Annotated in this window: 6 protein-coding genes and 4 pseudogenes; 7 read left to right on the forward strand and 3 right to left on the reverse strand. The window is 66.4% G+C overall.

Translation table 11 applies throughout. From position 1 onward, the window contains the following. The first annotated feature begins 388 nt into the window (after positions 1-388). The 5 genes from NX02_RS29610 (at position 389) to NX02_RS29630 (ending at position 8,223) form a co-directional block, all read left to right on the forward strand. Positions 389-1,651 (forward strand): TolC family protein, encoded by a 1,263-nt coding sequence (locus NX02_RS29610; RefSeq protein ID WP_013039107.1) that lies wholly within the window; start codon positions 389-391, stop codon positions 1,649-1,651. Beyond that, positions 1,648-3,138, forward strand: coding sequence for an efflux RND transporter periplasmic adaptor subunit (locus NX02_RS29615; protein ID WP_007406384.1), 1,491 nt, complete (start codon positions 1,648-1,650; stop codon positions 3,136-3,138). The genes NX02_RS29610 and NX02_RS29615 overlap by 4 nt, the downstream gene beginning before the upstream one ends. Beyond that, positions 3,135-6,278 carry an efflux RND transporter permease subunit gene (locus tag NX02_RS29620; RefSeq protein WP_007406408.1) on the forward strand — a complete coding sequence of 1,048 codons (3,144 nt, stop codon included), beginning with the start codon at positions 3,135-3,137 and terminating at the stop codon, positions 6,276-6,278. The genes NX02_RS29615 and NX02_RS29620 overlap by 4 nt, the downstream gene beginning before the upstream one ends. A gap of 11 nt (positions 6,279-6,289) precedes the next feature. After that, positions 6,290-6,679: a copper-binding protein gene (locus NX02_RS29625; protein WP_245648915.1), complete on the forward strand. Its 390-nt coding sequence runs from the start codon at positions 6,290-6,292 to the stop codon at positions 6,677-6,679. Positions 6,680-6,927: 248 nt separating this feature from the next. Beyond that, positions 6,928-8,223: a hypothetical protein gene (locus NX02_RS29630; RefSeq protein WP_013039108.1), complete on the forward strand. Its 1,296-nt coding sequence runs from the start codon at positions 6,928-6,930 to the stop codon at positions 8,221-8,223. Positions 8,224-8,344: 121 nt separating this feature from the next. On the opposite strand, the pseudogene NX02_RS33805 reads toward NX02_RS29630, so the two are convergent. Continuing rightward, a pseudogene (locus NX02_RS33805) lies at positions 8,345-8,476 on the reverse strand (integrase); the annotation flags it as partial. Positions 8,477-8,507: 31 nt separating this feature from the next. Further along, positions 8,508-8,846: pseudogene (locus NX02_RS29635) on the reverse strand (integrase core domain-containing protein); the annotation flags it as partial. A gap of 154 nt (positions 8,847-9,000) precedes the next feature. Here NX02_RS29635 and NX02_RS29640 point away from each other — a divergent pair. Next, a pseudogene (locus tag NX02_RS29640) lies at positions 9,001-10,297 on the forward strand (IS110 family RNA-guided transposase). 214 nt (positions 10,298-10,511) lie between these two features. On the opposite strand, the pseudogene NX02_RS31905 reads toward NX02_RS29640, so the two are convergent. Further along, positions 10,512-11,344: pseudogene (locus NX02_RS31905) on the reverse strand (IS3 family transposase); the annotation flags it as partial. Between the two features lie 164 nt (positions 11,345-11,508). On the opposite strand from NX02_RS31905, the gene NX02_RS29655 reads away from it, so the two are divergent. After that, complete coding sequence (locus NX02_RS29655) at positions 11,509-12,183, forward strand: HupE/UreJ family protein (RefSeq protein WP_226018252.1); 675 nt, start codon at positions 11,509-11,511, stop codon at positions 12,181-12,183. The last annotated feature ends 16 nt before the right edge of the window (positions 12,184-12,199 follow it).

Genomic DNA, 12,199 nt, shown 5'->3' on the forward strand with positions numbered 1-12,199 from the left:
ACGGGCTGCGCGCATCGATCGATGCGTGCGCGCCCGGTTTCCTTCTTTTCAGTCAAAGGTTTTCGTGATGATCAAACTGCTTCCGGCCGCCCTTGTGGCGGCCCTCAGTCTCGCCGCGCCTGCGCTTGCAACCGACGCGAGCCGCACGCCGCAAGGCCATTGGGAATGGCGGTCGGCGCCGCAATATGGTCCGCGGGCGACTGGCCCTGCGCGTGTCCGCATATGGGTGCCCGACAGCCGGGACATGGCCAGCTGCGATTGCGCGATGATGCAGGCAAGCGCCGCCGACTGCATGCGCGGCGCAGTCAGGTCGGACAAGGGCTAAACCCGCTCCGGAGCGGCGCGTCACATCTTGGCGCGCCGCCTCTGTCATGAGGGGATGATATCCATGATCATGATGCCGAGGCGCGCTGTGCGACGCCTGTTGCTCTCTATCGGTGCGACGCTTGCGAGCGCCTGGGCCGTGCCGGTGTCGGCCGGCCCGCTCACCTACGAGCAGGCAGTGAGGCTCGCTGCCGCCAACGCGCCAAGCCTCAAGGCGCGCGCGGCGGCGACAGCCGGCGCCCGCTCTTCGGCGGTCGCGGCCGATCGCCTGCCCGATCCGACGCTCGACCTGGGCCTGCAGAACTTCCCGGTGAGCGGCCCCAATGCCGGCAGCTTCACGCGCGACGATTTCACTATGGCGACGATCGGGTTCAGCCAGACCTTCCCCAATCTCGCCAAGCGCCATGCACGCGCCGCGCGCGCCGCGGCCGATATCGGTATCGCCGAGGCGGGCGAGCTGGTCGAAGGCCGCAACGTGCGGCTCGAGACCGCCCTCGCCTGGGTCGATCTCTATTATGGAGAACGCCGGCTCCGGCAGCTCGACCTGCTCGATGCCAGCCTCGACGACCTGCAGAAGACCGTGACCGCACGCCTGGCGTCGGGCAGCGCGCGCCCGAGCCAGGCGCTCGAGCCCGACCAGCTCCGCGCCGCCATCGCCGATCGCCGCGCCGAGATGGCTGCGGTGGTGGCGCAGGCGCGGGCCCGGCTCGCGCGCTATACCGGCGACCCCGACCCGCAGGCGACGGGCGACCCGCCGATGCTCGATGTCGATCCGATCCGGCTGCGGGCCGGGATCGATGCGCTTCCCGCCCTGCGCGCGCAGGACGCGCGGATCGCAGTCGCCGAAGCGGACGTGCGTCTCGCGCGCGCCGACAAGCGCCCCGACTGGAAGGTCGGCGTCACCTATGGCCGGCGCGATCCCATGTACGGCGACATGGCCTCGGTCGGCGTGTCGATCGACCTGCCGCTGTTCGCCGGCAAGCGCCAGAACCCCAGGATCGCTGCAAGCGAGAGCCTTGCGCAAGGGGGTCGGTTCGACCGCGAGGCGATCCGCCGCGAGCTGGTGGCGCAGCTCGACGCCGATCTCGCAGACCATGCCATGCATCTCTCCCGGTTGCGCAATGCCCGCGAGACGCTGGTGCCACTCGCCAGGCACCGCGCCGAGCTCGACCGCGACAGCTATGGCGCCGGCAAGCTCGACCTTGGCGCCGCGCTGCTCACGACGCTCGGGCTCGCGGAGGCCGAGGTCGAGGCGCTCAACCGCGAAGCCGACGTCGCGCGCGACGCGGTCCGCATCACTATCACCTATGGGGAGGAGCGGCCATGACGCTCGATAAATCCGCGCTGCGCTGGGGCGCATCGATCCTGGCTGTCGCGCTGCTGGCCGGCGGCACAGGCTATTGGGCTGGCCATCGCCAGGCACCGCAATCGGAGGCGACCACGCCCGCCGGGGCAGGCAAAGTCCTTTACTGGTACGATCCGATGTTCCCCAACCAGAAGTTCGACAAGCCCGGCAAGTCGCCCTTCATGGATATGCAGCTCGTGCCGCGATACGCGGACGGAGGAAGCGCCGGCGCGGCCCCCACGGTCGCCGTCGATCCCGCCGCGCGGCAGAGCCTGGGATTGCGGGTCGTCGCGGCGAAGATGGGCAGCCTTGCCTCGGCCCTCGAGGTCACCGGCACGATCGACTTCAACCAGCGCGACGTCGCCGTCATCCAGGCGCGTTCGGGCGGGTTCGTGAGCCGCGTCTATGCGCGAGCGCCCGGGGACGTGGTCCGCGCCGGCGCGCCGATCGCGGACCTGCTCCTGCCCGAATGGGGCGGCGCGCAGACCGAATATCTGAGCGTCAGGCGGCTCGGCAAGCCCGACCTCACCGCGGCCGCGCGCCAGCGACTGCGGCTGATGGGCATGTCCGACGGCCTCATCGCCAGCGTCGAGCGGAGCGGACGCCCGAACGGCGTGGTGACGATCACGACGCCGATCTCGGGCACGATCCAGACGCTCGACGCCCGTGCCGGCGTGACGCTCGCCATGGGCCAGACGCTCGCCCAGGTAAGCGGGCTCGGCACCGTCTGGCTCAATGCCGCGGTGCCCGAAGCGCGCGCGGGCGATGTCCGGGTCGGCCAGAATGCCAGCACCACGCTGGCGGGCTTCCCCGGCGAGCGCTTCGCCGGCCGGGTGATCGCGATCCTGCCGACCACGCAGGCCGACAGCCGCACGCTCACCGTGCGGATCGAGCTGCCCAACCGGGACGGCCGGTTGCGGCCGGGCATGTTCGCCAGCGTCGCGCTTGGCGGCGATGCCAAGCCGGCGCTGCTGGTGCCGAGCGAAGCGGTGATCCGCACGGGCAGGCGCACGCTCGTCATGCTGGCCGCAGGCGACGGGCGCTATCATCCCGCCGAGGTCCGCATCGGCCGCGAGGCAGGCGGCGAGACCGAGATCCTTGCCGGCCTGTCGCCCGGCGAGAACGTCGTCGTCTCGGGGCAGTTCCTGATCGATTCCGAGGCGAGCCTGTCGGGAATCGAGGCGCGGCCGATCGGCGGCGGTGCGGCATCGGCGACCATCGCCGCGCCGGCGTCGAAAGCCACGCTGTACGAGACGACGGGCAAGATCGAGCGGATCACGGCCAATTCGGTGACGCTCAGCCACGAGCCCGTTCCCGCGCTCGACTGGCCGGCGATGACGATGACCTTCGCGCTCGCCAATCCGGGCATCGCGCGCGGCTTCAAGGCGGGTGACCGGGTCCGGTTCGGGTTCGACCGGCCCCCGGCGGGACCGACGCTGCGGCATATGGCGAAGGTGGCGGGCCAGTGATCGCCCATCTCATCCGCTGGTCGGTGAGGAACCGCTTCTTCGTCGTGCTCGGCATGCTCGCGCTGGTCGGCGCGGGCCTGTGGGCGGTGCGCTCGACCCCGATCGACGCGCTGCCCGATCTTTCCGACGTGCAGGTCGTGATCCGCACTTCCTATCCGGGTCAGGCGCCGCAGATCGTCGAGAACCAGATCACCTATCCGCTCACCACCACCATGCTGTCGGTGCCCGGCGCCAAGACGGTGCGCGGCTATAGCTTCTTCGGCGACAGCTTCGTCTATGTGATCTTCGAGGACGGCACCGATCTCTACTGGGCGCGCAGCCGCGTGCTCGAATATCTCAACCAGGTCCAGGGTCGGTTGCCGGCCAGCGCCCGCAGCGCGCTCGGGCCGGACGCGACCGGGGTCGGCTGGGTCTATGAATATGCGCTGGTCGACCGCACCGGCCGGCACGATCTCTCGCAGCTTCGCGGGTTGCAGGACTGGTTCCTGCGCTACGAGCTGAAGACCGTGACCGGCGTGGCCGAAGTCGCCAGCATCGGCGGCATGGTCAAGCAGTACCAGGTGCTGCTCGATCCGGTGAAGCTCGCGGCCTACGGCGTAACCCACGCCCAGGCAGTGCAGGCGATCAGCCAAGCCAATCAGGAAGCCGGCGGCTCGGTGCTGGAAATGGCCGAGGCCGAATATATGGTCCGCGCCTCGGGCTATCTGAAAACGCTCGACGATTTCCGGGCAATCCCGCTCAAGACTGCGGCGGGCGGCGTGCCCGTCCGGCTCGGCGATGTCGCCACGATCCAGGTCGGCCCCGAGATGCGGCGCGGCATCGCCGAACTGAACGGCGAAGGCGAGGTCGCCGGCGGCGTCGTTATTCTTCGGTCAGGCAAGAACGCCCGTGAGACCATCGCGGCGGTCAAGGACAAGCTCGCCGATCTCAGGAAAAGCCTGCCGCCGGGCGTCGAGGTGGTCACGGTCTATGACCGCTCGCAGCTGATCGATCGCGCGGTCGAGAACCTCACCCGCAAGCTGGTCGAGGAGTTCATCGTCGTCGCATTGGTCTGCGCCCTGTTCCTCTGGCACGTCCGCTCGGCGCTGGTCGCGATCCTGACCTTGCCGCTCGGTGTGCTGGCCGCGTTCGTCGTAATGCGGTTCCAGGGGGTGAACGCCAACATCATGTCGCTGGGCGGCATCGCCATCGCCATCGGCGCGATGGTGGATGCGGCGGTCGTCATGATCGAGAACGCCCACAAGAGGATCGAACGCTGGGAGCAGGATCACCCGGACAGACATCTCGATGGCGAGATGCGCTGGATCGTCGTCACCGAGGCGGCGGCCGAGGTCGGGCCGGCGCTGTTCTTCAGCCTGCTGATCATCACGCTGTCGTTCATTCCGGTCTTCACCCTGGAGGCGCAGGAAGGCCGGCTGTTCGCGCCGCTCGCCTTCACCAAGACCTATGCGATGGGCGCGGCCGCGATCCTGTCGGTGACCCTGGTGCCGATCCTGATGGGCTGGCTGATCCGGGGCCGCATTCCGGCCGAGCAGGCCAATCCGGTCAATCGCTGGCTCACCAATATCTACCGGCCCGCGATCGACTGGACGATGAAGCGGCCCAAGGCAGTGCTGCTGATCGCGGCTCTGGTGTTCGCCACCACGGCCTGGCCGCTCAGCCGGCTCGGCGGCGAGTTCATGCCCAATCTCGACGAGGGCGACCTGCTCTACATGCCCTCGGCGCTGCCGGGCCTCTCGGCCGCCAAGGCGAGTGAGCTGCTCCAGCAGACCGACCGCCTGATCAAGACCGTGCCCGAAGTCGAAAGCGTGTTCGGCAAGGCCGGCCGCGCCGAGACCGCGACCGATCCCGCGCCGCTCGAAATGTTCGAGACGACGATCCAATTCAAGCCCCGCGACCAGTGGCGGTCGGGCATGACGCCCGAACGCCTTGTCGACGAGCTCGATCGCCGGGTGAAGCTTCCGGGTCTCGCCAATATCTGGGTGCCGCCGATCCGCAACCGCATCGACATGCTCGCGACGGGCATCAAGAGCCCGATCGGGGTCAAGGTGTCGGGCAGTGACCTCGCCGAGCTCGACCGCATCGCGCATGATGTCGAGACCGTGGCCAGGAGCGTGCCCGGCGTCAGCTCGGCGCTCGCCGAGCGGCTGACCGGCGGACGCTATGTCGATGTCGACATAGACCGCGCCGCCGCCGCGCGGTTCGGGCTCAACATCGCCGACGTCCAGGCCATCGTCTCCGGCGCGATCGGCGGCGAGACGATCGGCGAGACGGTCGAGGGCCTCGCCCGCTATCCGATCAGCGTGCGCTATCCGCGCGAATTGCGCGACAGCCTCGAAAGGCTGCGGGCGCTACCGATCCTGACGCCCGCGGGCCAGCAGATCACCTTGGGCACCGTGGCAAACGTCTCGATCGCCGAGGGACCGCCGATGCTCAAGACCGAGAATGCCCGGCCTTCGACCTGGGTCTACGTCGATGTGCGCGGGCGCGATCTTGCCTCGGTGGTCGGCGATCTGCAGCGTGCGGTGGCGAAACAGGTCAGGCTCTCGCCTGGGGTCAGCATCGCTTACTCTGGCCAGTTCGAATATCTCGAGCGCGCGGTCGACCGCTTGAAGCTGGTCGTGCCCGCGACGCTGCTGATCATCTTCGTGCTGCTCTACCTCATCTTCGGCCGCTTCGACGAGGCGGCGCTGATCATGGGGACGCTGCCGTTTGCGCTGACCGGCGGCATCTGGACGCTTTATCTGCTGGGGTTCAACCAGTCGATCGCCACCGGGGTCGGGTTCATCGCGCTCGCCGGCGTCTCCGCCGAGTTCGGGGTGGTGATGCTGATCTATCTCAAGAACGCGCTGGCCGAGCGCGGCGCACATCCGGACGCTGCCGAGGTCGAGGCCGCCGTGCGCGAAGGCGCGCTGCTGCGCGTCCGTCCCAAGGCGATGACGGTGGCGGTGATCCTGGCCGGCCTGCTGCCGATCCTGCTGGGATCAGGCGCGGGTTCGGAGGTCATGAGCCGGATTGCCGCGCCGATGATCGGCGGCATGCTGACCGCGCCCTTGCTCTCAATGTTCGTCCTGCCCGCCGCCTACCTGCTGTTGCGCCGGCCCAAGACCGATCCCATCCCTCAACCCGTTTCATCATGAAGGAGAAGACGATGAACCATGCACGACTGACCATTGCCCTCGGCCTCGCCGCCCTGACTGCCGCGTGCGGCAAGAAGGCGGAGGCCCCCGTTGCGACTGAGACCAACGAGGCGGCGCCCGCCGCGACCATGAGCGGCGACATGGGCAACATGTCTATGGCGCCTGACGCGAACGCCGCGATCAAGGCCAAGGGCCATGGCACCGTCACCGCGATCGACAAGGCGGCAGGCACGATCACGCTCAATCATGGTCCGATCCCGGAGGCCAAGTGGCCCGCGATGACGATGGCGTTCAAGGCCGCGCCGTCGATCACCGATGCGGTCAAGGTCGGCGACAAGGTCGATTTCGACCTCTCGCTCAAGGGCAGCGATGGCGAGGTCACCGCGATCGCAAAGCAGTGATCCGCTAAGTTCGACCGGAAAAAGCTGGTTGCGTCGCCGCTCCCGGGCGGCGACGCCCGTGCCGGCCGTCTGCCTGGCTGTGCGCCCGGTCGACGGTTGCGACCGGCAACGCCCAATGCCAGCGGCGTTTCCCTGCGCGATCACCGACAATTTGAGCACGCTTCGCGGATCGCACATTGAACGTGCAAGCCGCCCTTGCTCGCGATAGCCTGAACGGCAAGGAGCCCAGTTTAGATGACCCAGCCAGTATGACCTTGTTACCCGCGACACATCATGATCTCGTGAGCGAGCTTGTCCGTCGTTGGCGAGACGATCCCGGCGCCACCTATCGCTCCTGGTTTCTGTGGGACGAACGGCTGAAAAACTTCCGCTCCATCCGTCGCGGGCTGCAGCAGGTGGTCGCAGAAATCGAAAGTGGGCGGTTCGGCGTCGCCTATCGCGGCTCGTCACTGGAAACGGTTGTCCACTCGATCGCCGAACAGCGGCAGATCTTCAAGGGCGCCGACCATGCCTGGCTGTGGAAGCCCAAGCTGCGCATTCCAGACATCTACGAAAGCCCGGACAACCAGCGGGCGTTCGGTCGCCTGCTCGACAATTGCTCGTGCTGCGATACCGCCGAGGAGATCATCAGCCACATCCGCAGCATAGACGCGCTCAAGATCAAGGGGCTGGGGCCGGCGGCGGCCAACCTGCTCTATTTCCTTCACCCGACGCTGGTGCCGCCCTTCAATACCGCGATCGTCAAGGGCTACAATGCCGTCACCGGCGCCAAGGTGAAGCTCGGGTCATGGGATCATTTTCTCGCCATGCGCGCCGGCATCCTCGACCTCAACGACCGTTACCGCGAGTTGCTCTCCAACGATCTCGGCGCGATCGGCGGACTGTTGTTCGACATTGGCTCGGGCCGCTATCCCGCGCCACCGCTGGAGGATGACGCAACGGCGGCCGACGACTGGCTCGGCAGATTGGAACATGCCAGAGCGGAGGCAAGCCGGCTCGACAAGACAGCCGCCGCGCAGGGCGAAACCGATCGCACGCACGCCGAAATCCAGGCCTGGCTGCGCGACCTCGGCCATGCCCTCGGTTACGATGTGTGGATCGCCGCCAATGACCGCGGTCGACTTCACGCTGGCTGCCCGCTTGGACAGGGATGCCTCGAGCGCCTTCCAGACGCCATTGCGACCTCTCCCGGAGCGGACTCGATCCGCCTCATCGACGTGTTGTGGCTGGCGAAGGGTGGCGACGGCGTCGCCGCCGCGTTCGAGGTTGAACATTCGACCTCGATCTACTCGGGGATCGTGCGCATGCTCGATCTGGCGCTGTCGGGGAGCGATCTGCACGCTGCCGCCGGGCTATTCCTGGTCGCACCGAATGCGCGCGAGCAGGACGTTCGCGCGCAACTCCGTCGCCCGGCTTTCAGCCGTATTGCCGATCTCGACTTCGCCTATCTGCCCTATGGCGAGCTGGAGAGAAACAGGGACGCGATCGCTCGTTTTGGAACGGGATTGAAGGCCATCAAGGCGATCTCAAGCCCCCTTCCCTGAAACACGGACCATTGTGCCGCTGCTGGCAAGGGCCACCGGCCAGCTCCATAAGCTCATGCCGGTCCGATGAGGTTGCTTGGGGAGCGACGCCCTCCTGCAATCGAGTCGACCAGCGACCCCATCAGCCGATCTTCGCCATCAGCCTGCCCGCTGCGCCCTGCTCTGCAGCAAGGTTGCGATTATAGGCGAGTGGCATTCGCGGTGACTTCCACCGCAATGCATCCATGATCCCAGCCAGATCCTCTCCGCTTGAGCAGCCCCCACCGGGTGGTCCGGGTTGATAGTTAGTGCATTGTCGTCTCCGCCGCCATTGCCGGTCGGAGGTGGAGCGAAGCGGAACCGGAGGCCGGCAATGGCGGTGTTGCCGCTTCCGGAGCCGGTGGTCGGTAGCCAAGGCTGCTGTGCGGCCGGACGGTGTTGTAGTGACGCCGCCATGCCTCGATCAGCACCCTGGCCTCGGCGAGGCTGTAGAAAATCTCGCCGTTCAGCAGTTCGTCGCGCAGCGAGCCGTTGAAGCTCTCGTTGTAGCCGTTCTCCCATGGCGAGCCCGGCGCGATGTAGAGCGTCTTCACGCCGATCTGCCCGAGCCAGGTTTGGACGGCGGTGGCGATGAACTCGCTGCCGTAGCACATCGGGAAGCGCTGGTTCGGGAGCCGCTATGGCCCTGATGAAGACAAGGCCGCGAAGCGGCCGCAGGCTTCATCAGGGCAAGCCATGGCCGGTCAGCAGGTATCTAAAGTGAGGTTGTCGAGACAACACTTTGGAGGCTAACCGACCATGACCAAGCTCACCTCTACGCCTGCCGGCGCCGTGCTGGTAGCCATCGATATGTCCAAGAAGCGGCAGGAGGTCCTCATCGAGCGACCGGAAGGCGGCCGGCGCCGGCGGATGACCGTCATGGCGACCAAGGAGGACTATGACGGCTTCGCCGAGCAGCTCGCCGCCATCGGTCGCCCTATCGTCGTCGGGTTCGAGGCGACGGGTAATTACCATCGCACGCTGGCACATCGGCTGCTGACGGCGGGGTTCGAGCTGCGCCTCATCTCGTCGGTCGCGCTCGCCCGAACGCGCGAGGCGTTGCACAACGGCTGGGACAAGAACGACCCCAAGGACGCGCAGGTCATCCTCCACATGCTGCGGATCGGCGCGACGCAGCGCTACGTCGACCCGCTCGCCGCGGGCATCAATGACCTGCAGGAACTCTCGAAGACCCACGAGACGATCTCCAGGATGAAAACGCAGACCTGGCACCGGATCCTGACCCACTACCTGCCGCTATACTTTCCCGAGATCGCCCGCTTTGCAGGCAACAGCCGGTCCGACTGGTTTCTCGCGCTCATCGAGCGGTTTCCGACACCGGCCAGTATCACGGCGCTGGACCGCGAAGCGTTCTCGGCCGCGGCCTGGCCGCTCATCGGCCGCAAGGTCTCCAAGGCACGCCTTATCAACGACATCTACGAGACGGCGTCCGCCTCTACGGCACTGCCGGTGCCGGAGGACTCAGCCGCCATCACCATGTTCCGCATGGTCATCGCCCAAGGCCGCAGCCTGATCCAGCAGCGCGACGAAATCGAGCGACTGGCCCATACGCGGCTCGCCGATGACGTCGACTACCAGCTGCTGCGCAACATTCCGGGCATCGGTCCGATCAACGCGCTGACCATCCTGGCCGAGGCCGGTGATCTGCGCCGCTTCAACCATCATCGCCAGTTCCTGAAGTTTTGCGGCCTCGATCTCGCGACCTGCCAATCGGGTACGTTCCGCGGCCGCACCAAGCTGTCCAAATACGGCAACGCGCGCCTGCGCCGCACCTTCTGGATGGCTGCCCAGGTCGCCGCGCGTCAGCGCGACAACAGCTTCCGCGACAAGCTCGGACGGTACACCGCCGGGCACGCGGACGATGCCGACCGTCGCCGCAAGGCGATGACGGCGCTCACCGCCAAGATGGCGCGCGTGGCTCACGCCGTCATCAAGACGGGGACAGAGTACCGGCCGTTCCTCGAACGGTCGGATGCCAGGTGGAAGGACCCCTCTCTGCAAGTGCCGTGAGGGCGCTCGTCGAGCGACCCTATAGATAATGTTCGGGCCTTCCACCTGGGTGCGTATCTCGTTTTAAGGATGGTGAGGACCACGGCCGCTCCGGCGCCGCTGGATCCTGTGTTTGCTATGGCAGGGAGCGATCCCGTTGACGGTGGGAGCCATCTGGCTCAGATTGCATGTCGCGCCGATGGTTGTCGGCGCATGGATATCTGCTGGCCAAAACCCGCCGCTGCTTCCCCACATAGGACGTTGTCGGATCTGATATGCGCTGGCGGACCACGCTCGATGAACAACTCGGCCAGCGCTGCCAGCACGTCTTCGTGGCGGAGCTGGCGCGCGACGACCAGCGCCAGGCACTCGCGGCTGGCCTCGTCGATGATGGTCAGGATGCGGAACTTGCGTCCGTCATGGGTTCGTTCCTCGACGAAGTCGTAGGCCCATACATGCCCCGGATACTCCGGCCGCAGCCGGATGCATGAGCCATCGTTCAACCACAGCCGGCCGCGTTTCGGTTGGCGCTGCGGCACCTTGAGCCCCTCGCGCCGCCAGATCCGCTCGACCCGCTTATGGTTCACCGACCAGCCGGACGCATGCAGCAATGCTGTCACCCGGCGATAGCCATAGCGCCCATACTGCTTGGCCAGCGCGACGATGTCGTCGGTCAGCGCCTCCTCGTCATCTGCCCCGCATGGCACCTTGCGTTGCGTCGACCGGTGCTGGCCGAGCACGCGGCACACTCGCCGCTCGGATACATCCAGCACCTCCCGGACCTGGTCGATGCAGCGCCGACGCCGTGCGGGGCTCAGAAGTTTCCCTTGGCGGCCTCCTGAAGGATGAGCTTATCCAGCGTCAGATCGGAGATCGCGCGGCGCAGCCGCAGATTCTCCTTCTCCAGGTCCTTCATCCGCCGCACCTGATCCGTTTTCAGGCCGCCATATTCCTTGCGCCAGCGATAGTAGGTCTGTTCGCTGACCGCGATCCGCCGGCACGCCTCGGCAGTCGTGCCGCCCTGGCCCAGCATAATCTCCACCTCACGCAGCTTGCCGATGATCTCCTCCGGCTTGTGCTTCTTCGCAGGCATACGTCGTCCCTTCCTTGGTCCAGACTCTCATAGTCAATGGACCACTCAGAAGGGGGCAGCTCACCGCTCCCGCCTGCGCCCGGCGGCGCGCGAGAGACCGGCCAAGGAGTTCTCCGATGAGCTTATACGCAACCCTTACCCAGCATATCTCACGAAGCAGGCTGATGATCGCCCTCGGGCTGCTTGCTTTTTCCTTCTGCCTCAGGGTCGAGGCGTTCGCCCACAATGTCGCGGAAGGCGACAAGGGCTATATCCAGGAAAGCAGCGGCGTCCTGTTTCTCCCGTTCGTGTATCTGGGCGCCAAGCACATGGTCACGGGCTACGACCATCTGCTGTTCCTGTTCGGCGTGATCTTCTTCCTCTACCGGATGAAGGACATCGGTCTTTACGTGACGCTGTTCGCGATCGGCCATTCGACGACCATGCTGTTCGGCGTGCTGATGGGGATCAGCGCCAACGCCTATCTCATCGACGCAATCATCGGCCTGTCGGTTGTCTATAAGGCGCTCGACAATCTTGGCGCGTTCCAGCGCTGGTTCGGCTTCCAACCCAATACCAAGGTCGCGACGCTGGTGTTCGGCTTCTTCCACGGGTTCGGCCTGGCGACAAAGATTCTTGAGTTCGAGATTTCAAGTGACGGCCTGCTCGCCAACCTGATCGCCTTCAATATCGGCGTCGAGATCGGGCAACTTCTCGCGCTCGGCGCCATCCTGATCCTGATGGGCTACTGGCGCCGGACCTCAAGTTTCATGCGCCACGCCTTCGCCGCCAACACCATCCTGATGGCCGCCGGCTTCGTGCTGGTCGGCTACCAGCTCGTCGGCTTTGCCGTCGCCTGATTTCAAGGAGGTTTCG

It is taken from the genome of Sphingomonas sanxanigenens DSM 19645 = NX02 (assembly GCF_000512205.2).
GTDB lineage: Bacteria > Pseudomonadota > Alphaproteobacteria > Sphingomonadales > Sphingomonadaceae > Sphingomonas_D > Sphingomonas_D sanxanigenens.